We start from the raw sequence: 21,924 nt of genomic DNA, 5'->3' as shown, positions 1-21,924 counted from the left end.
GTACCCAAGCGCTAGGAAGGACAGTTACGCATGCTCGCTGTCACATGAAGACGATACATGCACTTGTTTTTCTAGTGTTTAGGTACTTTTTTGTTTTTCTTTATTGTTTCACATGAGTACTTAGCCTTCTACTTTTTCAAATAGTCCACGACTGATCATGCTATCCATCAAGAAATAAAACTTATCTTGACTCATTTTTTGCTTTGGATCTTTAAAAATATCGACTGCACGCAAGCCATTGGCTGTCGTGATCGACATCTTCATTGTCTTGATGTCTTTTGCAACCGTGATTTTTAATTTAAAACCCTCTTTGCTTTGTGGTGTTGCATCAAGCGGACGTATCAATTGATAGTTCCCGCCATTTGTTTCTGTAAAGCCATTGTCGCGTAATGTGTATCTTTTTGCATCTGGATGTAAACGGTAGCTAACTGGAGAACCGAGTACGGACGCTGTTTGTTCAAATGCCATCTTTTTCACCTCAGTAAGTTTAGTTTCCTCTTTATTATAAAAGTTTCTAACTCGTTTTACTAGGTTTTTTAGCGCTTAGATTGCTTTGACTAAACCATCAGCAAATCGTTGGACTTCTTCTTCTGTATTCCCATAGCCAAAACTGATGCGGATGGATTCTTTCAAGAATGGTGTTCCTTTTCCATACATGGCTTCTAGTACATGAGAAGGTTCGATATTTCCAGCAGTACATGCCGAACCGATCGAGATCGCAAAGCCTTGTAGATCCAATTTCATCAACAATAGATCGTTGACGATCCCTGGAATACGTAAATTCAGTACATGAGGTAATTTATTCGTCAAATCCCCATTGATTGCATATTCAATCTCATTTTCTGTCAATTTATCTAAAATCAGTTGTTGGAAGTCCAAGTATTTTTTATTACGTGCTTCTCTTTCTTCAAGTGTTAATATTTCTACCGCTTTCGCTAATCCACAGATCCCCGCTAAGTTTTCTGTACCGGCACGGCGTTTTTCTTCTTGTTCTCCCCCTAAAAGCAAAGGTGGGATATTTACGCCATCTCTTTTATATAAAAAACCGATTCCTTTCGGTCCATTGATTTTATGACCAGATATGCTCAAAAGATCGATTCCTAACTCTTGAGGATGAATCGTTTGATTACCATAAGCTTGAACAGCATCCGTATGGAAATAGGCTGGATGTTCTCGTAAAATTTCACCGATTTCTTTGATTGGTAATAAATTACCGATTTCATTGTTCCCGTACATGATCGAGACTAGAATCGTGTCTTCTCTTAAAGCCGAGCGGAAGTCAGCGATCGAGATATTTCCTTTTTGGTCAACTGGTAGATATGTAACCTCAAAACCCTTGTTTTCAAGATACTTCATCGTATTCAAGACTGCTGGATGTTCAATAACTGTAGTGATTAGATGTTTCCCTTCATTTTGACGTGAGAATGCTGTTTCAAGAATCGCAGTATTATCACCTTCCGTTCCGCCACTGTTAAAAATAATCTCATGCGGGCGGGCGTGCAAACTATCTGCCACGATTTGTCTAGCATTTTCTAATTTTTCATGAGCCATCCGACCAAATCCATGAATGCTCGAAGGATTGCCAAATGTCCCTTCCATGATATCCATCATTTCTTTGATTACCAACGGATGCATCGGCGTCGTCGCTGCATGATCTAAATAAATATTGCCCAATGTATTCATCCCTTTCAAATAGAACTAGGCACATTCTAGCATAGAAATAGCCAGTTACCAAAAATAAACTTAGGCAAAAAGAGGATTTTTTAGTAGATATGTCCAAGTTCCTAGCAAAAAACACCATAAAATGACCTAAATTCCGTCATTTTATGGTGTTTCATTTTTATCTAAAGCTCTTCTCTTCCAAACGGAACAGTGGGCTCATTGGCGTGTTTTCATGGATACGCTTGACGGCTTCACCCATCAAGTTTGAACAAGTGACGATCGTCAATTTTTCTGGGTGACGGTCTTCTGGTGTATACACAGAATCAGTGATACAGATATCTTTGATTGGTGCTTCGTCCAAGATCTCTTTTGCAGGCTCTGACAACAAGCCATGGGAAGCACAAACATAGATATCTTTGGCGCCATTTTCTTTCAAGACTTTGGCTGCTCGAGCGAATGTCAATCCAGTATTTAAAATATCATCAACCAGGATACACGTTTTTCCTTGAACATTCCCGATCACGTAACTTGCTGCTGTCCCTTCGACTTCTTCGTCCGCATGATCAACGATCGCTAACGTACTATTCAAGTACTCTGATAAGCTACGCGCGCGTTGGACACCACTGTTCTTTGGTGAAACAACGACAATGTCATCGCCGACCAGACCAAGTTCACGGTAATAATGCGCAAATAATGGCATTGTAAATAAGTTATCTACTGGAATATCAAAGAATCCTTGTACTTGCACCGTATGCAGATCTAAGGTCAATACACGAGTCGCTCCTGCTTCTTCAAGCATGTTCGCAATCAATTTTGCTGTAATTGGTTCATGGGGCTTCGCTGTACGGTCTTGTCTCGCATAACCATAATAAGGCAACACCACATTGATCGTTTTGGCACTTGCACGTTTCATCGCATCGATCATGATCAATAATTCCATGTAGTAATCATTGACTGGTGCATTCGTCGATTGAACGATGTAGACATGGTCGCCACGGATACTTTCTTCAATGTTGATTGAAATTTCTCCATCACTAAATTGTTTGACTACACTTTTCCCTAACTCTGTTCCAAATACTTTGGCGATTTTTTCTGCTAACGGTCGATTCCCATTCAAACTAAAGATTTTCAACGTGTCGTCCTGATACTTTTTACTCATGACATCCTCCCAAACTTCTCTATTCTTCGATAGTTTAACATATTTCGTTCCGTATTTCTGGTATTTTCTGAAAATAATCAAGGAAGTGAGGCTGTTCCATTTCCCCAACTTGCAGGAATCACTTTATTTGTGTTTCCCCAATTATCATGGACTTTATAATAACGCTCACCAGAAGCTGATTCATAGTAAGCATAAGCAGTGACCCAATGATTGCCGTAGGTACTGCCTAGCAATCTTAAAATACCGATCATCACAGGTTTTCCTTCGCGAATCCGCTTTGTTGCTCGTTGCCAAGAACCGACTACTGTACTTCTGGCATAAATCGGTTGTTGTTGTGTTCTAAAAAAGGCTGAGATCCCTGTACTTACTTGGATAGGTACAGTGGGCAAGCCTAAAGGTTGGATCGTTTTACGCAGTTTTTGGATCAATTCTTTCGCATCGCGGGAATCTTTTCGGCGAATATCTGAAGGAATCAGATTCGGCATACGATAATCTTGATAGTAGGCAAGTAACACTGCTGCCGCATAAGTGCCACAAAGATAACCAGACGTTGTTCGCCACTTTTTATAAGTCAAGAAACGTTGCTCTGGCAAGCCTACCCAACAATCAACTAAATAAGTCGTTGGCGCTTGTTGCGCCCACTTTGCCAGAAGTTTATCGATCAGCTCATCGTCAATTCCTTCTGCATTTATACTGGCTTCTTGCCACATAGTGGATGTTGCAATGCTTGTTGAATAGGCGTTTACCGCTGTAATAAATTCGACTGGTTTTCCATGAGGATCAACGATCAAATAACTCTCATTTTCAAAAATCACTGCTAAATAGTATTCGTTCTCCCGTCTTCTCTTTAGCAGACGAAACTCACTGATTCGCTCTGTTTTGCCATCGAGCGTGATTTCTTGCCATTTCCCACTTACTTTACTCAGAATCAATCACCTCCACCTACATTATAAGGGATAGTCCTAAAAAAATAAATCAGATCGACTAATGGTTGATTGCGCGTTTTGAACATTTTTCCTGATTCGTATGTAAAATGATTTTTAGAGCTTGCTTACAAAAGAAACCGATTACAAAATTTGTCGCTTTGAAATAGATTTTACATTCCATTTGTTTATTCTGCTTTTTTGTTAGATAATGGGCACACGGAACTAAAAAGGAGCGATGATTCAATGAACCAAGAACGTTTGAAACAAGATTTTTTTGAAGCAGTAAATGAAGAATGGTTAAAAACAGCAACAATTCCTGCCGATAAGCCAGCAACTGGTGGGTTTCAGGATTTAGTTGATGGCATTGATCAACTAATGATGCGAGATACAGATGAGATGTTAGCTGATCCAACAAAAGTTACATCTGATAAAATGCGTCACTTCCTTGCATATTATCAACTAGCAAATGATTATGAATATAGAGATCAATTAGGTGCTACACCTTTACAACCAATCCTCGAAAGAATCGAGCAACTCACTTCCTTTGACGAATTAAATCAGCAATTTCCCGAATGGACATTGGACAGCTTACCGTTGCCTGTTGTCTTAGATGTGGATGCAGATATGAAAAATGCGCAAGTCAATGCCTTTTTCGCTTCACCACCCTCTTTATTTTTACCAGATAAAACTTATTATGAAGCAGAACATCCAAATGGTGCTCAATTATTGTCCGTCTTTTTTGATATGATGGTCCAACTTTTAGAAATGACAGGCAGAGAAAGAAGTCAGGCAGAAGCAATCGTCGAACAAGCGATCCAATTCGATAAATTGATTGCGCCCCATGTTAAAAGCGCGGAAGAAAATGCAGATTATAGCCAAATGTACAATCCACGTGCCTTTAATGAATTTACGGCATATACCGATGCTCTTGACTTAACTACCTTGACTACTGGCTTGATCGGCACACGTCCAGACCAAGTGATCGTTACTGACCCTGTCTACTTTGAACATTTAGCTGAACTTTTGACGACACCACATTTCCGACTACTTAAAAGCTGGATGATCGTAAAAACGGTGCGTTCACTAAGCAGTTATCTATCTGAAGATTTCCGTCAAGTCAGTGGGATCTTCTCTCGGACTTTATCAGGAACCGATGAAGCAATGCCACAAAAGAAAGCAGCTTACTACCTTGCTTCTGGACAGTTTGATCATGTGTTGGGCGATTACTACGGTAACAAGTATTTTGGCGAAGCAGCGAAAAAAGATGTCGAAAAAATGGTCAAGAAAATGATCAATGTTTACCAAAAACGACTCGAAACGAATGAATGGTTAAGTGATGCGACACGAGAAAAAGCAATTGTGAAATTGAACAAATTAGGCATCCAAGTCGGTTACCCTGATAAAATCCCTGCCTTGTTCGATGCGTTCCAAACAGTTCCCGCAAATGAAGGTGGAACCTTGCTTTCAAATGCGTTGAACTTTAGTCATCTAACCCTAAAAGACCGTTTCAGTAAATGGAACAAGCCTGTTGATCGTGATGAATGGGAAATGAGCGCGGATACAGTCAATGCGTACTATCATCCATTCCGAAACGTGATCGTTTTCCCAGCTGCGATTTTACAAGCACCATTTTATAGTTTGGAACAATCTAGCTCGGCAAACTTCGGCGGAATCGGTGCAGTCATTGCCCATGAGATTTCCCATGCGTTTGACAACAACGGGGCGAAATTTGATGAGTTCGGTAACTTGAATAACTGGTGGACAGAAGAAGACTTCGCTCATTTCCAAGAAAAAGCGCAAGCCATGATCGAACAGTTTGACGGTGTACCTTTTGCTGATGGCACAGTCAATGGAAAACTAACCGTTTCTGAAAATATTGCAGATGCTGGCGGATTAAGTTGCGCACTAGAAGCTGCAATGACAGAAGACGATTATTCAGCAGCCGATTTCTTCATGAATTGGGCGACAATCTGGCGTACAAAAGCGAAAAAAGAATACCAACAATTACTTTTACAAATCGATGTTCATGCACCTGCGAAACTTCGGGCGAATATCCAGCCACAAAACTTAGCAGAGTTTTATGAAACATTTGCGATCACTGAAGAAGATCCGATGTATCTAGCACCTGAAGAACGTGTGCATATTTGGTAAATAATTCCCTAACAAACTAGGCGTATGGGGCAAAAAAATAAATTCATTTGCAAATTCATTTTTGTTTCTGATTTAAATTCAAATAAACGATGTTCCAAAAGCTAACCTTAGTTAAATAACAAGTCAAAAGAGTATAGAGCAGACACACCAAAATGTTTGCTTTATACTCTTATTTTTAAAGTTATATTTCATTGTATTAACGTCTTATAGTTAATAATCAGCAAAACTAACATTGCGAAAGCGATCATCAGTTGCATTGCTTCAAAAAATCGACACTTGTCTATTTCATATTTGCAAGGGTAAAATTATTTTGCTATACTATGATTAACAAAATGAGCTATGCGCTAACATAGCTCATTTGTAGAACCGTTAAAAAGACGGCAGCTTTTATTAGTTTGATATTCTAACCATCTAATTACTCGCCAAAGTGGATTAGATGGTTACTTTTTTTGGTCTTTATCGGCAATAATCAGCAAAACTAATGTCGCAAAAGCGATCATCAGTTGCATTGCTTCAAAACTTGACACTTGCCTACCCCCTTCTAGGGATAAAGCTATGAACCATAGGCATCACCCCTTTTTCAAGAGATTAGCCACCATCTTTTCACTTCTCTACCTCAAAATTATATCATATTATTTACAGTGATTTCTTCGATAAACAGTCTTTTTTCATTTTATCTCTATACCAATCTTTGACTCTGATTCTCGAGTGGTGGTTACTCCCACAATTTGACTTAACTGACTTTCAGCGGTGTTCAGTTTTTCAGGTGGGTTTCCTGGTTTTTTCCACCCACCTCTATTTTCAAAAGTTTGTGCATTTCTCCAATCGAAAAAAGCTCTGTTATATTTAGCTCATTTTTATAGATAATCTCCTACTTAATCAGCTGAAGTGAGCTTAGAAACTTGCACTCACTTCTCCTATCAACCACAAACAGAAGTCTGAATCTGAAAATAATGGAAAATTACCGATTCTTCTTATTTGTTATATTCTTCCATTCCTCATTAATAAATAAACACCAAAAAAGGAGTGATACATTAGTACCCTTCCACCACCTAAGGGTAGGAACAGAATTAACCTCTTCGAAAATAAGGCTGAACACTTCTGTCACAACCCCTTTTTATCTGATCTTCTTTTAGTGTAGGGAAACCCCTTTTTTGTTTTTTATAATCAATCTAGCAAAAAAAAATAATTAAAAGGACTCCTAAGATAATAAGATAAGGTACTAGTGTAAAAGTTATTTTTTCTAATCCTAAAAGATCAAATGATTTTTTCAGTAAATAATCACTCAAAAAGATGAAAAAAAGAGATTTAAATGTACCCCAGCCTTTATGAATTGGTACCAATCCAATCCAATCACAACACCAACAACAATCGGGACTCTAAAATAAATTTCATCGAGAGTAAATGAATAATTTCCTTTCCAAATAAATTCTAAGATTCCTCTTAAAACAAACAATAAAAGAAATACACCCACGATATATCGGGAATCCAGTTGTTTCATTATTTCACCTTACTTACATTGTTTTATTTCATGTACCTTACGTAATAAACAGTCTGTGAAACATTGCTTGGTTCACCAACCTATCATCCAATCCAACCATTTCCACTTGTGTCCAATCCTCTAGCAATAGCATCTTCAGTACTAAAACCTTTTGTAGTTATTCCAAAAATACCTCAAGAAGAAACTACTTCCCCAAATGAGAGAGCAGTAAAGAATGCAAACAAATCTATTTCTACTACAAGATTAGTATATTTCAAAGCTGGCTTTTATTATCATTAATACTCTAAAAGTTTCGCAAATAACAATTATTTAACTTATGGTATTCAAAGGAATATTCTTAATCACAACCTACTACCAAACTTGCAAGTACTGCTGACGGGTTCAGTCGCCAGATTCATTTCTACTCCCCTTAATGGTAGAAATAGAAACACTACTTGTCGAAGAGCCTTTTTCAGCTTATTTCATATTTCTTTTTGATATTTTTAATTTGAATTTATGTATGATTTTACACTTTCTTCACCGATCAGCAGACACTACTCCTACTAGTCTCTGCTCAGATATGAATTTAAAACAATTAACAGAGAAAAAAACATACTAATAAATATAGTGACGAACGCTTGTAACTCTCCCAGTTTTATAGTTAGAATATATGCTAATAACAGTGAAAAAATTATAATTTTCAGTAAGATACTTCTGGTTAAAACCTTTCTTTCGTAAAAAAATCTTTCAAACCTTCCCCATTTTTTGTTATCCAAAAAAAAGCCAAACAAAGAAAATAATGCAAAGAGCGAAAATAACCCTGAGAGATTTGGCAAATATCCTAAAAACCCTAAAATTCCCAGTAAACCTAAAAAACCCAAATTTGCTTTCCCTTTTCTCATACCGATTCCTTCCCTTCACGTAGAAACGACTTTATGCACACCCCATTGATCAATTTGTATGTATCTATTTCTCTTTGTTTCAGTTAATGACCAATAGAAATAGTGGATAAAGTACGATATAAACGCCTTTATCCACTTTATTCACTCTTTTTATCCCTTAATGATCTCCGCACCAAGGGCTGTTTGAAAATGTTTCAATGCCCAGTCATGTCCGATTGGATCAAAGCTGGCAACTGCATCTTCGTAAATAAATAATTGATAGCCTAGGTTATAGGCATCGACTGCTGTATGCAAGACACAGATATCTGTACAAACACCTGTCAAATAAATCTCTGTAATCCCACGTTCCCGTAAACGAATGTCAAGATCTGTTCCACTGAATGCAGAATAGTGACGTTTATCGATCCAATAAACATTGGCTTGTGTTTGATGTTCCGCATAAATCTCTTGCAATAAACCATACAGATCGCGGCCACTCGTTCCGACTACATTATGTGGTGGAAACAATTGGTTTTCCGGATGAAAAGCATCTTCGGGATCATGTGCATCGATCGCAAATACGACAAATTCTTTCTCATCAATAAACTTTTTTGTATACTTCGTTAAAGCTGGTTCAATTGCCTGACCGCTCTTTCCAGTCGTCAATTTCCCATCGTCTGCCACAAAATCATAGGTGTAATCAATCGAAATCAATGCTTTCATTCGGTTCACTCCTTATACAAGATGTTTGACAAATTCAATCACCATTTCAGCTGAACGTTTCCCTGCTTCTTCGATGAATTCGTCAAAGCTTTGTGTCGCTGAATGGTCCGCAGTATCACTCATTGCTCGCACGATCAAGAAAGGAATATTGAATTGTTGTGCCGTTTGACCGACTGCAGCCCCTTCCATCTCACAAGCAAGTGCTTCAGGGAAATTGCCTAAGATCTCTTGGACTTTGACTGGCGAATCAACAAATGTATCTCCTGTGACGATCAAGCCTTCTTTTACATTCAAGTTGGTTGCTTCTGCGGCTCTTTTCATTTCTGAACGTAAATACGTGCTTGCTTCATAATAAAGAGGCATACCTGGTAATTGTCCTGGCTTGTAACCGAACCCTGTAACATCTGCATCAAAATAGGCAACTTTGTCAGAGATCACTACATCCCCTACACGTAGACCTTCACCAATGCCACCAGCTGATCCTGTATTGATGACCATGTTTACACCATATTGTTGGATCAATAAGCTTGTTGTGATCGATGCTAAGACTTTCCCGATACCTGAACGTACAACGATGACTTCATGGTTGCCTAATGAGCCTGAGATAAACAGAGCGCCTGCTCTTTCCCATGATAAGGGTTGTCCTAGTTGCTCTCTTAAAATTTTTACTTCTTCTTCCATTGCTCCGATGATTCCAATTTTCATTTAGTTGTTCCTTCTTTCTATATAAATGCAACTGCCAGAAAAACGATGGCTAACAATAAAATGACTATAACCAAGCCTTTCATCAAAACAGCATTCCATTTACGTGTTTTTTCTCGTTCGCCTGCTCTTGTTTTCGTGATTGGCTTATTTTTCTTTTGTTCTTTACGATAAAAACTCGCGATCTTTTTTTCTTCTTGTTTGTACGTAGCTTCCGCTTTTCTTTGTTTTTTTAATGATTCTTGTGCTTGTTCTTGCTGTCGTTTACGGATTTCGCTACGTGTGACTAGCGGTCCTTTGACCATCAATCGATCCCTCTACTTTCCTTTGTTCATTGATTCCCAGTATTGAATCGCATAAATCGTTTTTGCATCGCAAATGACTTGATCTGACATCGCTTGTTTTGCTTCTGCTAAAGTCAACGCATAAAGTTCCAATACTTCGTCCTCATCTTGTGCGAGAGGCTGTTCCACTTTTTCGATATTTACTGCATGATAGATATGCAGGAGTTCATTCGCAAATCCTGGTGATAAATACATAGAAGTCAAATGATCCAAACGCTCTGCGCGGTATCCAGTTTCTTCTTCTAATTCTCTAGCAGCAGTGATCTCAGGCGCTTGTTTTTCTCCTGGATCAATTTTACCAGCTGGTATTTCGAGGATCACTTTCTCTAAAGGTTTGCGGAATTGTTTGACTAATAGTAGACGATCCTTTTCATCAAAAGCAATGATTCCTACACCACCGGGGTGAAAGACTAATTCACGCTTCCCGATATTTCCATCTGGTAAGCGAACATCATCCACAGCGACATCAATGATCGCTCCATGATAAATTTCTTTTCGTTGGATCGTTTTCTCTTCAAACTGTTCATATTCAAGCATCTTTTCCCCTGCTTTCTTTTGTCCTATAATAACTACTTTTTTTGTTTTTTTCAATTTTCTTTTTGATTTCTTACTTAGTTTACCATATCCAAACCTTAGAAATTCTATAAACTCATAAAATCCACCTTTAGTCCGATACTAATTATTAAGAAGGTTGTGCTAAAATAAAGAAGTAGATGAGCAGAGTGGACAATGAATATACACGGAGGTTTTTAGGATGATTAAAAAGAATTGGAAATGGATCGTAGGTTTACTCTTAGTGATACTGTTCTTCAGTTATAATGATGTATCGATCATATCAATGATCTTGTTAATTGGCGCAGTTTTGCTGATTTGGGGGCTTTTTGGTTTTCGTAAAAAACCTAAGGACAAAACAGCTTTACCAAATCTATCTGACAAATTAGCGACCCATTATAGCGAAAACGGCATGACACCGAGTGAAATCTCTTTTTTTAGAGAAACGATGAATCAAACAAAAAATGAAATCGAACAACTAGAAAAAAATATGTACGAAACGGCAAAGCTTAAAGCGATCGATCTTCGTCACGAACCGGTAAAAGCAGCAAAAGGTTTGTTCAAAGAACTCGTAAAAGAACCCACTCGATTGCACGATGCGAGTCAGTTCCTTTACACCCACTTGCCAAACCTAGTGGATTTGACAAACAAATATATTGAGATCAATGAACACGAGATCAAAAACAAACAGACCTATCAAAAACTGGAAGAAAGTACCCAGATCATTGATCAACTTGCTTCATTAGTCGCGAAAGACTATCAAGATTTCGTTTCGGAAGATTTGGAAGATATCGATGTAGAGATATCTGTTGCGAAACAAAGCTTAAAGCGTGATAATAAAGATGTACCAGAAGAATAAGCACGTTTATTTCTTGGACTCGGAACACTTAGACATCGTCTGATTGTTTCGGGTACTTTTTCTAGCTTAATCGATAAGGAGGAATTTTAATGGAAAATAATCCACATGAACCAAAACACGAAGTAACCCCTGTAAATGATACTTTAGAAGATTTATTGAATAATCCTTTTTCGACACCCGTCGATAAATTGACTCAAACACAACAAAATGAAATCAATGCACTTCAAGAACAGCAAACTGCTGCTCGGCTGATTGATAAATTACCTGCTGAAAGACAAGAACAAGCCAAACAATTGGCTGAAAAAATCGATGTCACTGATTCTCAATCGGTCATCAGCTACGGTTCAGCTGCTCAAACAAAATTAGGTGAGTTCTCACAGTCGATGTTGAATCACGTGCAAGCACAAGATATCGGACCAGTCGGTGATTCATTGACTGAACTGATGTACCGCCTTCAAGAAGCAAATCCAGATGAATTACGTGCAGGAGAAGGAAATATTTTCCAACGCGTATTCGGTAAAGTCAAACAATCGATTTATGAAGTCACTGCCAAATACCAAAAAATCGGTGCGCAAATCGACAAGATCTCAGTCAAATTAGACAAAGAAAAAGATGGCCTATTAAAAGACAATCTGATGTTAGAACAACTTTATCAAAAAAATAAAGATTATTTTGATGCGTTGAACATTTATATCGCTGCTGGCGAATTAAAAATGGAAGAATTACAGACAAAGATCATTCCAGAAGCCATGCGAAAAGCAGAAGAAACAGGGGATCAAATGGATGTACAGATCGCCAATGATTATACACAGTTTCTTGATCGCCTAGACAAGCGCACTCATGATCTACGCTTAGCCAGACAGATCACGATCCAACAAGCGCCACAGATCCGTTTGATCCAAAATACAAACCAAGCATTGGCAGAAAAGATCCAAGCATCGATTGCTACAGCCATCCCATTATGGAAAAACCAAGTGGTTATCGCATTGACCTTGCTTCGACAAAAAGATGCAGTTACAGCACAACGACAAGTTTCTGAAACAACCAATGATTTATTGAAGAAAAACTCAGAAATGTTGAAAATCTCTGCCATCGAAACTGCTAAAGAAAATGAACGTGGCATCGTGGATATCGAAACATTGCAAACTACACAAAATGATTTGATCGAAACGATCCAAGAAACACTTCGTATCCAACAAGAAGGAAAAGAAAAACGTCGTCATGCAGAAGTCGAACTTGGCCATATGGAAGAAGACTTGAAACAAAAATTACTCGATTTAACGCAATAACAAATAGAATGAAAAAACCTTGTATCAGCAATGCTGCTTGATACAAGGTTTTTTGTTTATCTTTTTATTTTTCGGTATTCATCTTACTGTGTTTGTAACCATAGCCAAAGTAAATCACTAGGCCGATCACCATCGTAATCCCAAAGACTAACCAAGTCACCGCTTGTAAACGTGACATCAAGACTAGACAAGATAAGATCGAAATGATTGGTAAAATCGGTACCAATGGTACTTTGAACTCGCCTGCTTTTGGTTTGCCAAACATTTTACGTAATTTCAGTAAGCCTAGACTAACTAACATTAGATAAGCCAATGCCATGATGTTCGTCAACTCTGCCAAGATATTCAATGGGAAGAATCCTGCGAAGAATAATGCGGCGATACCTGCTGCATACGTCGCTTTCTTCGGTGTGCGATGTTTCTTGTCGATTTCTGTCATGAACTGTGGTAACAAGCCATCTTTACTTACTGCAAATAATAACCTAGCTAATGAATACATCATGGAGATCGTCACAGTCAATAAGGTCAAGATCGCGCCAACGGCGATGATCGCTCCTACTGTACCATGTCCTACATAACGCATCGCGAATGCCACAGGATCATTCACACCTAATTCTGTATAAGGCACGATCCCTGTTAAAATCAATGTCACGATGATGTACAACACGGTTGCGATCAAGATCGAGCCAATGATTCCACGTGGTACATCTTTTTGAGGATTTTTTACTTCCTCCGCAGCCATCGCTACCGCATCGAATCCTAAGAATGCGAAGAAAACTAATGCTGCGCCATCTAGGACACCTTCAAAGCCAAATGGTGTGAATGGTTGCCAATTCTCTGGTTTAACAAAAAAGATTCCTACAATAATAAATAATGCAATGATTCCAAATTTCACATAAACCATCATGTTGTTCAATCGTAACGCTTTCTTCGCTTCCAAAGAAACAATGTATGTGACGAAAATCACAACAAGCACCGCAATTAAGTCGATGTATGTACCATTGGCTGGATTATATCCACCTGTTAGCGCCGTTGGTAAGCCAAAACCAAGACTTTCAATAAACCCTTGTACATAACCGGACCAACCTGACGCAACGGATGAAACGGCCAATAAGAACTCACCGATCAATAACCATCCAGTCAACCAAGCGGCAAATTCACCGAATACGACGTATAGATACGCATATGGTCCGCCAATCACTGGTACCCGCGAAGCAAATTCTGCAAAGCTTAGACCAGATAAAATCACAACGATCGCTGCTAAAACAAACGATAATGATAGTGCCGGACCTGCATTTTGGTTTGCTGCCACTCCTGTTACGACAAATATACCTGTACCGATGATCGCGCCAATGCCAAGCATGATCAAATCGGATGTTTTTAGTTCTTTCTTCATCTCACTCGTATGATTGAGACTGATTTCTTTCTTACGAAACAAATCCATTAAATTCCCTCCCCCTGATTTTTGAGTATATAAAAAAACAGCTTTACGCTGTTTTCATATACCCTAAAAGGATACCACCAAAAATAACTAAAAGGCAACCTACAATTACAAATATAAGCTCTTTTTTTGTCTTTTTCTCCCCTAAGATAAAAATACCACCTAGAGTTGAAATGATGATCCCCATTTGAGAAAGAGAGAAACCGACTGCTAGTCCTAATGACTTAACGGTCAATAGCATACATACGTTACCGATTCCCCATAGCAATCCACTCGCCATATTTTTCCAAACATATTGATCAACTTTTACTTTTCGGAAAGCAAAGAAACTTGCCCCTAAGATCATACCGATACTTTGCGGTAAAATAATCGACATCGCATCTAAATTCGCCCAGTTGACGATGATCGTATAGACACCATAACCTAAAGTAGAATAGATCAATGCTCTGAATCCTTTACCAAAATCAAGCATTTTATTATCTGTATCGACTTTTCCTTCATCATCTTGTCGAGCAGTCAAATACGCACCGCTTACAAGAAGAATCAGCGCTAAAATACCATAAACGTAATCTTTTGTTTGTGTCCATTCATGGAAAAAAACAGCGCCCGCAATCGTATTCAAAATTAATTGAAAACCAGTGGATAACGGCAATCCTACAGATACTCCCATGAATTTCATCCCATGAAACTGCCCATTTTGTCCGACACTCCACGCTAGACCAGATAAAAATCCAATCAATGTGATCCATGGCGTGATCGTTGGATTAACGATGAAAAAAGCAACGAGTGAAAAAAGAAATGCACCGATCGTCATTCCTAATGTTTGTTGATTGGCATCGCCACCGATCTTTCCACTGACTAAACCAATACTTCCCCACGCGACCATTGGGACTAATGCGATTAATAATTCCATAAACATTCTCCTTCTTTTAAATGTCACATGTTATAGAACATATCAACGAAAACGTTAACAACACAAGAGTTATTTTTTATTTCTCACTTTTTTCTAACTTAACTTCCTTGACGATTCTATGAAGTTCAATCAGTCACTAATAAATCATAAACAAAATCAACCGTTACCTCGAAAATTCTTCTACTTTCGGGGCAACAGCTGATGTATAACTATATTAAAACTTTTCCAATCATCATCTAAGGTCAACACACTTCTATCACAACCAAATTAGACCATGTTCAACCGGTAGTTCCTTCAGAAATACGCGTGAACATGTCGCAATCCCATTTTTTTAGCGTTCTTCTTGGTAAAAACTCAAGATAGGGAAAAACAAAGACATAGTCGTCCCTTCTCCTTCGATCGAGTCAACAGTGAGAGAAATCCCTAATTTTTCCGCAAGATTTTTAGCGAGGTATAATCCTAGACCAGTAGAGTGGGTTTTGCTCAGACGGCCATTCGCCCCTGTAAAGCCTTTGTCAAAAATCCGTCCAACATCTTCTTTCGGTATACCGATGCCTGAATCTTTGACAGAAAATTTTACGCCTTTTGTCGTCTTCTCGATCAATAGTTTGATCTCGCCTTCATCCGGCGTATACTTAATGGCATTACTAAGAATCTGTTTGAAAATAAAAGCCACCCATTTGGAATCAGTCAAAATCGTTTGATCTTCACCTATCACTTCATAACGTATTTTCTTTTGGATAAAATAATTTGCTTGGCTACGAATGACGGGTTGGATGATACTCTTGATACTGTATTCTTGGATCAAGTAGTCTCTTGAAAAACTATCCAAGCGCGCATAATACAATACTTGTTCCACATACTCATCGATTTTAGACAACTCATTTTCTAACAATGTATATTTTTGATCATCGATATCAAACTCGATCGATCGTACTAATAATTCTGAAGCCGCTACGGGTACTTTGATTTCATGGACCCATGAGTCGATATAATCTTTTTGATCTTGCTGGTTCGTGATGGCTTCTTGCATCACTTCCTGATGTTCACGTATCAGTTGATTGATATAGTCTTCTATCAACTTCTCTTCCTCTGTATGTCCACCATCTAAATAATTTTGCAAGGGAGAATTTTTTTGTAGATTTGCCAATTTTGCCCACCACCGACGTTTACTCAAGTAACAGACAAGTAAAAAAAAGATTAAGAAAACACCTTCGATCAATGTTAAGTAAGCAATCGTGGCCCAATCGACCGTTATATTAGGGGCTAACCACATCACAAAAATCGTCAATAAAATAAAAAATATCCAACCGACGATCAGCGACCATTGATCTTTCAAATACTTAAAAAAGTTCATAGTTGTATTTCATCCTTTCAGGGAACAATATACCCCTGGCCGACTTTTGTTTCGATATAATCGGTGATCCCTGCCTGTTCGATTTTACGACGTAAGCGATTGATGTTGACCGTCAGTGTATTGTCATCGACAAACCGTTCATCATCCCACAACGCACGCAACAATTTTTCACGAGTCAAAATTTTCCCGTGTTGCTTCATTAAAATAAACAACAAGCGATACTCATTCTTACTCAAATCGATCATTTCACCATTAATCTCCATACTGCCATTATCGACGTTCAACGTGATTCCATTATGGGTCATCATTTCACTCGACAACTCACCATAATTATATGAACGACGCAACAAAGCATTGATTTTAGCAATCAAGACATCGATTTGAAACGGCTTCGTCACAAAATCGTCTGCCCCCATGTTCATCGCCATGATCATGTCCATATTCGTATTACGACTTGAAATAAAAATGATTGGGACTTTGGAAATTTCTCGTATTTTCTGGCACCAATAATAACCATCAAACACTGGTAAATTGATATCTAAAAGAACAAGTTGTGGTTCTTCTTTCTCAAAATCAGCAAAAACCTGATTGAAATCTGACGTTCCATAGGTTTCAAATTGCCATTTCTCCAACTCTTCCATAATCAGCTGACGAATGATCTCTTCATCTTCCACTACCATAATTTTAGCCATGATATACCTCCGATGTTTTTCTTGTACTAACCATATCAAAGAAGCAAACATTCTACAAGTAACAATAGGTCGTGAAAGAAGCGATCAGCACTAAGGCATAAGCAAAAAAAGCGAAAATGGCTCTTTCATTTTTGATTTTTTTTTGCTTAGGACCGAAGTGTTGCTTCTTGAACACCGTTTATCAGGTCGTGAGAAAGCCGGTCAGCTCCAAGTATTAAGACGGAAATTGAGAAAATAGCTTCTCATATTTTTTCAATTTTTGACTTAATATCGTAGGAGTTGGCTTTCAAACACCGTGGATCAGGTCGTGACAAAAGCGTTTTGACCTGAGACTTAAAAACAATCGTTCTTTGATGTGACCAGCTCTTCTTTCTCGTTACTTACTTTCTGTTAACAAAAATGAGAATACAATTGGAAATTATCAATAGTTATCATTTATAAACAAAAATATTTCATTGAGCTATTCCTAATATTTTCTTTTAACGAAGTCATTTTCACAGAATAAAACATTGATAAATCAACGTTTATAAAATAACTATAATATCTAGAGCGTTTTCTTTGAATTTTTTTCCATTACATATAACAATAGTAATGTATTAAAAAATGATTAGGAGGAGATTTGATGTTTAGACACCAAAAAGAATTACAGTTTGAGGCAAAACCAGATCGTCCGAATCCATTAATCGCAAAATATTTACAAGAATTGATTGGCGGACAGTATGGTGAAATGAGTGTAGCGATGCAATATCTTTTCCAAGGTTGGAGCTGTCGTGGAGAAGAAAAATATAAAGATATGCTGATGGACATTGCAACAGAAGAACTTGGACACGTTGAAATGTTAGCGACAATGGTTGCTCGCTTACTTGAAGATGCACCTGTTGAAGATCAAGAAGAAGCAATGAAAAAAGACCCAACGATTGGTGCGATCATTTCCGGCATGAATCCTCAACACGCTATTGTAGCTGGCTTAGGACCTCGTCCTGCGGATAGCGTTGGTAATCCTTGGAGTGGTGGTTATATTGTTGCTAGTGGAAATTTACTTGCTGATTTTCGTGCAAACTTAAACGCAGAATCTCAAGGAAGACTACAAGTGGCACGTATTTACGAAATGATCGATGATCGTGGCGTAAAAGACCTACTATCAGTTTTATTGGCTAGAGACAGTTATCATCAAAACCTTTGGGCAGCGGCTGTCAAAGAATTAGAAGAAACAGAAGGCGGTATTCTTGTTCCTACGACTTTCCCAAGAGAAGAAGAACGTAAAGATATTGCTTATGATTTCTATAACTTTTCAGAAGGTGACGAAAGTAGCGAAGGTTCTTGGGCAAAAGGTAAAGCTTTAGATGGTGAAGGGGAGTATCAATGGTTGGAAGAACCTAAGATCGAAGGCAAAGCACCTAAATTAAAACCGGTAACACCTAAAATGTACGGTACCCCTCCCAAAAAAAAATAAATGAAAATTAAAAACTGATGCCCTATATTAATGGGCATCAGTTTTTTCTATTATTCTATCAACAATATTCCGTCTTCGACGATCTTACCAAAAAATAGGAAAATACTACTGGTGAACAACAATGTCATGTTCACACCAAAATAGATCGCAATTTTTTCTAGGTAATTTTTGATTTCTTTTATTTTAATGTACATAAATGCCAAAAAATTGACGCCGTAAACTAAAATCGTCAGAAAAATGATCATGTTTGTCATCACTGGACTGCTCGCCCCTCTTTCACTGTATACTTGTTCAAATTGATTGGAGCTTTAGAATGATCCAGATTGTAAAGACACCCTTCCAATCATTACGTACCATTCTTGCAAGTCCAGTATCCATGGAATTTAGTACGATTTACACAACGTCAATAAGTTTAGCGCTTCCATTGATCATTAGACTAAACGTGAGCTATTCTCTCATTTGCTCTAATTTTTCAGCGAAAGCCTGGGCTTCTTCTTCTGTGCGACAAATAATAATGAACGTATCAACGCCGGCAATCGTCGCAGCCACTTCTGGATAATCAACTTCATCTAACCAGTTTGTTACCACATCCGCACCATCTTTTTCTGTTAAGACAACGATCATGAATTGAATCCGTTGAATTCGTAATACTTCTCGTTTGACCGCACTTCGCAAGCGATCTTCCATCAAAGAATCCGCTTGTTGATTGAATAACGCATAGCGTATTTGTTTATTCTCATCTTGGATTTTCACAAGTTTCAACTCACGTATATCTCGTGAGATCGTTGCTTGCGTTGCATTGACCCCATTCATCTGCAAATGATTCAATAATTCCTCTTGCGTACCGATGGCATGCTCAGTAATCAATTGGCGAATCAATGATTGTCGTTGATTTTTTTTCATACAAAAAACACCTCTTCGTATCTATTATAGCAAAAAAACAGGGAATCTTTCTCTCTTTTAGTTGATGTCTGACACTTCGACTGATTTGTCTTGTTCAACGGTTACTCGCAAAATCGTCTTTAATTTTTCTGGTGCCGTCCTTCTGGGATCACTCATATAGATTTCTTTATGCTCTTTTGAAGTTCGGCGATAGCCTTTTTCCTTGAGTGATAAAGCCAACTTTTCAAATGTTTCTGGTTCATCGTCGTAGGAACCAATGTGTAAGATCTGCGCCACAAGGCCTTCTTCAATCGTCTTAAAAACGAGCTGACTAGCTAGGTCTTCTGGAATTTTGGTTTTGGCTCGTACTAACGCCTCTGCAGCAACTTGAGGAGTCACAAAATCCGGTTGCTTGATCATCAACTGATAAGAAAAATGCTCTTTTAACATCACTGGTTCGTTCAAAAATTTTTCTTGCAGTCCCCACTGACCTTCTAAAGGATACACAGTATAGGGGGAGTAATCAGGGATCAGCCAATCATTTTTAGGTGCCATTCGGATCGTATAGCTAACAGCATACAAACTACCTACACGACGCTTAAATTCTTCTCCATTTGGATCACCTATTCCGTTGATGCAAAAAAAATTTTGAGCAGGGAGTGTGATCAATTGCGGTTTCTTTGACATACGATAACTAGGGTCGGTTTTTCTCCATTCGATTTTTTCCATAGGCCCTCCTTGTTTTCTTCTTCACTACTATCATAACTCTTTTACATTGGATTGGCTAATCTGGTTGACACTATTTTTAGACTTGTGCTAGAATAAGCCGAACGATAAATCGTACAGATAACACGCCTAGCGTGTCGAGAGAGAGGCGGTTTCTATTTTCGAATAGAAATCTCTCTCTTTTTTTACGAAATAATTTAGAGGTGAAAAACATGCAAAAACAAAAACAACTACAATTAATTCCTGCTGTACTTGCCACAGGGATCATGTCATTTGCAGGTGTTTTGATCGAAACCGCAATGAACGTGACCTTCCCAACGCTGATTCAGGAATTTCAAATCAGTACCTCCCAAGTACAATGGGTAACAACCATTTACTTATTAATGATTGCGATCATTGTGCCACTTTCAACTTATCTGACAAAAAACTTTAGCCTGCGTACTCTTTTCTTGAGTTCCAATTTACTATTTATTGCTGGTTTATTGGTCGATTACTTTTCCCCTACCTTCTTGTTACTGCTTTTAGGACGGGTACTCCAAGGTGCTGCGACAGGGATAGCCTTGCCATTGATGTTTCACATCATCTTGACTTTTGCTCCTATGGGAAAAAGAGGAACGATGATGGGTCTTGGTACTTTAACAACCGCCATTGCACCAGCGATTGGTCCTACGTATGGTGGGATCTTAACTGCTAATTTCTCATGGAGTCATATTTTTATCTTTCTATTGCCAGTGTTACTCCTTTCACTTGGGATTGGCTTATACGCGATTCCTAAATTTAAGGTGGAAAAATCTGGTCGCTTAGATTTACTCAGCGTCCTTGGTATTAGTCTGATGTTCAGTGGAAGCTTAACTTTTCTAAGCATGTTCAGAGACTGGATTGGCTGGGCATCCTTAGTCATCGCCATTTTAGGATTCATCCTTTTCTATCAACGAACAAAAAAAGCCGATCATCCGTTGATCCGACTTGAAATTTTTAAAAACCATACGTTTCGCTTATTCTTATTTAGCTTTTTAGTTTATCAATTTTTATTACTTGGTGTTTCTTTTGTCCTACCGAACTTTGTCCAAATCGTCCAAGGGAACAATGCCTTTGTCGCAGGTTTAGCTATGCTTCCAGGTGCAACGATTGGTGCCCTGTTATCACCTTTTTCAGGAAAGCTACTCGACCAACATGGACCTAAAAAACCAATTTTCATCGGTCTCTTGTTTTCACTTGTTGGCTGGACTACCCTTGTCCTGATCTTAGGTCATGCATCATTAGGTTTTTTGATTGCCTGTCATTTCTTCTATATGATCGGTATTGGTTTGTCTTATAGCAATATGATGACTACTGGAATGAATGCTTTATCGATGGAATTACAAGGTGATGGCAACGCCGTATTCAATACGTTGCAACAATTTTCTGGCGCTGTCGCTACTACGTTGGTGGCTGTGATCATCAACTTTTTCCAAGATCATCGTTCAGATAGTTATGAAGCAGCAACAACGTTAGGATCAAAAGTTGCTTTAAGTGTCCTACTTGGCTTGTTGATCATTAGTTTGATCCTATTTATCCGCTATATGGTGCAAAAACCTAAGCAAATACAAAATTAATAGATAAGGAGGTGTGAGAGAATGAAGCTCACTCCTCCTTGTTTTTTTTGTCTCTAACTTTATCAATAATCAGTTTTCACCATACAATCGTTCGGATGAAATAGAAAAAAATCCTTGGATAAAATATTGTATCTCTA

Annotated in this window: 23 protein-coding genes; 5 read left to right on the top strand and 18 right to left on the bottom strand. The window is 38.2% G+C overall.

What is annotated here, in order from left to right; translation table 11 throughout:
- Positions 1–120: 120 nt before the first annotated feature.
- From HZ311_RS10815 to HZ311_RS10800, 4 genes are all read right to left on the bottom strand, one after another.
- The gene (locus HZ311_RS10815) at positions 121–468 is read right to left on the bottom strand and encodes a DUF1831 domain-containing protein (RefSeq protein WP_010736189.1); all 348 of its coding nucleotides are present in this window, start codon (positions 466–468) and stop codon (positions 121–123) included.
- A 75-nt stretch (positions 469–543) separates the two neighbouring features.
- On the bottom strand, positions 544–1,674 hold the full coding sequence (locus HZ311_RS10810) for a cysteine desulfurase family protein (RefSeq protein ID WP_023519192.1): 1,131 nt from the start codon (positions 1,672–1,674) through the stop codon (positions 544–546).
- A 166-nt stretch (positions 1,675–1,840) separates the two neighbouring features.
- On the bottom strand, positions 1,841–2,821 hold the full coding sequence (locus HZ311_RS10805; RefSeq protein ID WP_010736191.1) for a ribose-phosphate diphosphokinase: 981 nt from the start codon (positions 2,819–2,821) through the stop codon (positions 1,841–1,843).
- A 77-nt stretch (positions 2,822–2,898) separates the two neighbouring features.
- Positions 2,899–3,753, bottom strand: a complete 855-nt coding sequence (locus HZ311_RS10800) for a hypothetical protein (RefSeq protein WP_023519191.1) — start codon at positions 3,751–3,753, stop codon at positions 2,899–2,901.
- Between the two features lie 237 nt (positions 3,754–3,990).
- On the opposite strand from HZ311_RS10800, the gene HZ311_RS10795 reads away from it, so the two are divergent.
- The gene (locus tag HZ311_RS10795; RefSeq protein WP_010736193.1) at positions 3,991–5,898 is read left to right on the top strand and encodes a M13 family metallopeptidase; all 1,908 of its coding nucleotides are present in this window, start codon (positions 3,991–3,993) and stop codon (positions 5,896–5,898) included.
- A 188-nt stretch (positions 5,899–6,086) separates the two neighbouring features.
- On the opposite strand, the gene HZ311_RS16080 is transcribed toward HZ311_RS10795, so the two are convergent.
- The 7 genes from HZ311_RS16080 to HZ311_RS10770 all read right to left on the bottom strand — a co-directional run bounded on the left by HZ311_RS16080 (position 6,087) and on the right by HZ311_RS10770 (position 10,565).
- Entirely contained in the window at positions 6,087–6,182 is a 96-nt protein-coding gene (locus tag HZ311_RS16080; protein ID WP_353629272.1) for a putative holin-like toxin, read from the bottom strand.
- A gap of 156 nt (positions 6,183–6,338) precedes the next feature.
- The gene (locus tag HZ311_RS16075) at positions 6,339–6,425 is read right to left on the bottom strand and encodes a putative holin-like toxin (RefSeq protein ID WP_353629271.1); all 87 of its coding nucleotides are present in this window, start codon (positions 6,423–6,425) and stop codon (positions 6,339–6,341) included.
- Positions 6,426–7,941: 1,516 nt separating this feature from the next.
- Positions 7,942–8,280, bottom strand: a complete 339-nt coding sequence (locus tag HZ311_RS10790; protein WP_137072022.1) for a DUF3796 domain-containing protein — start codon at positions 8,278–8,280, stop codon at positions 7,942–7,944.
- Between the two features lie 150 nt (positions 8,281–8,430).
- Positions 8,431–8,982 (bottom strand): cysteine hydrolase family protein, encoded by a 552-nt coding sequence (locus HZ311_RS10785; RefSeq protein ID WP_178946661.1) that lies wholly within the window; start codon positions 8,980–8,982, stop codon positions 8,431–8,433.
- A gap of 12 nt (positions 8,983–8,994) precedes the next feature.
- Positions 8,995–9,687, bottom strand: a complete 693-nt coding sequence (locus HZ311_RS10780; protein ID WP_023519186.1) for a 5'-methylthioadenosine/adenosylhomocysteine nucleosidase — start codon at positions 9,685–9,687, stop codon at positions 8,995–8,997.
- Between the two features lie 17 nt (positions 9,688–9,704).
- Positions 9,705–9,989: a cell wall synthase accessory phosphoprotein MacP gene (gene macP, locus HZ311_RS10775; protein ID WP_010736198.1), complete on the bottom strand. Its 285-nt coding sequence runs from the start codon at positions 9,987–9,989 to the stop codon at positions 9,705–9,707.
- A gap of 12 nt (positions 9,990–10,001) precedes the next feature.
- Positions 10,002–10,565, bottom strand: coding sequence for an NUDIX hydrolase (locus tag HZ311_RS10770; protein WP_010736199.1), 564 nt, complete (start codon positions 10,563–10,565; stop codon positions 10,002–10,004).
- Positions 10,566–10,782: 217 nt separating this feature from the next.
- Between HZ311_RS10770 and HZ311_RS10765 the strand changes: the two genes are divergently transcribed.
- Together HZ311_RS10765 and HZ311_RS10760 are read left to right on the top strand one after the other, a co-directional pair.
- The gene (locus tag HZ311_RS10765) at positions 10,783–11,439 is read left to right on the top strand and encodes a 5-bromo-4-chloroindolyl phosphate hydrolysis family protein (protein WP_023519185.1); all 657 of its coding nucleotides are present in this window, start codon (positions 10,783–10,785) and stop codon (positions 11,437–11,439) included.
- A gap of 89 nt (positions 11,440–11,528) precedes the next feature.
- On the top strand, positions 11,529–12,728 hold the full coding sequence (locus HZ311_RS10760; protein WP_010736201.1) for a toxic anion resistance protein: 1,200 nt from the start codon (positions 11,529–11,531) through the stop codon (positions 12,726–12,728).
- Between the two features lie 64 nt (positions 12,729–12,792).
- On the opposite strand, the gene HZ311_RS10755 is transcribed toward HZ311_RS10760, so the two are convergent.
- From HZ311_RS10755 to sapR, 4 genes are all read right to left on the bottom strand, one after another.
- A complete protein-coding gene (locus HZ311_RS10755; RefSeq protein WP_019724164.1) occupies positions 12,793–14,172 on the bottom strand; it encodes an APC family permease in 1,380 nt (459 codons plus the stop codon).
- 43 nt (positions 14,173–14,215) lie between these two features.
- The gene (locus tag HZ311_RS10750) at positions 14,216–15,082 is read right to left on the bottom strand and encodes a GRP family sugar transporter (protein ID WP_019724165.1); all 867 of its coding nucleotides are present in this window, start codon (positions 15,080–15,082) and stop codon (positions 14,216–14,218) included.
- A 331-nt stretch (positions 15,083–15,413) separates the two neighbouring features.
- Positions 15,414–16,439: a two-component system sensor histidine kinase SapS gene (gene sapS / locus HZ311_RS10745; protein ID WP_010736205.1), complete on the bottom strand. Its 1,026-nt coding sequence runs from the start codon at positions 16,437–16,439 to the stop codon at positions 15,414–15,416.
- A gap of 17 nt (positions 16,440–16,456) precedes the next feature.
- Positions 16,457–17,131 carry a two-component system response regulator SapR gene (sapR, locus tag HZ311_RS10740; RefSeq protein ID WP_010736206.1) on the bottom strand — a complete coding sequence of 225 codons (675 nt, stop codon included), beginning with the start codon at positions 17,129–17,131 and terminating at the stop codon, positions 16,457–16,459.
- A 622-nt stretch (positions 17,132–17,753) separates the two neighbouring features.
- On the opposite strand from sapR, the gene HZ311_RS10735 reads away from it, so the two are divergent.
- The gene (locus HZ311_RS10735) at positions 17,754–18,584 is read left to right on the top strand and encodes a manganese catalase (RefSeq protein WP_010736207.1); all 831 of its coding nucleotides are present in this window, start codon (positions 17,754–17,756) and stop codon (positions 18,582–18,584) included.
- A 50-nt stretch (positions 18,585–18,634) separates the two neighbouring features.
- Here the strand turns inward: HZ311_RS10735 and HZ311_RS10730 are convergent, their stop codons facing one another.
- The 3 genes from HZ311_RS10730 to HZ311_RS10720 form a co-directional block, all read right to left on the bottom strand.
- On the bottom strand, positions 18,635–18,841 hold the full coding sequence (locus HZ311_RS10730) for a hypothetical protein (protein WP_023519183.1): 207 nt from the start codon (positions 18,839–18,841) through the stop codon (positions 18,635–18,637).
- Between the two features lie 190 nt (positions 18,842–19,031).
- Complete coding sequence (locus HZ311_RS10725; RefSeq protein ID WP_010736209.1) at positions 19,032–19,487, bottom strand: arginine repressor; 456 nt, start codon at positions 19,485–19,487, stop codon at positions 19,032–19,034.
- A 57-nt stretch (positions 19,488–19,544) separates the two neighbouring features.
- Entirely contained in the window at positions 19,545–20,195 is a 651-nt protein-coding gene (locus tag HZ311_RS10720; protein ID WP_023519182.1) for a GyrI-like domain-containing protein, read from the bottom strand.
- Positions 20,196–20,404: 209 nt separating this feature from the next.
- Here HZ311_RS10720 and HZ311_RS10715 point away from each other — a divergent pair, with 209 nt between their 5' ends.
- On the top strand, positions 20,405–21,787 hold the full coding sequence (locus HZ311_RS10715) for an MFS transporter (RefSeq protein ID WP_010736211.1): 1,383 nt from the start codon (positions 20,405–20,407) through the stop codon (positions 21,785–21,787).
- Positions 21,788–21,924: the final 137 nt, after the last annotated feature.

It is taken from the genome of Enterococcus mundtii (genome assembly GCF_013394305.1).
Classification (GTDB): domain Bacteria; phylum Bacillota; class Bacilli; order Lactobacillales; family Enterococcaceae; genus Enterococcus_B; species Enterococcus_B pernyi.
Note: the sequence above shows the minus strand (reverse complement) of the source record. Positions and strands in the feature narration are given on the sequence as shown.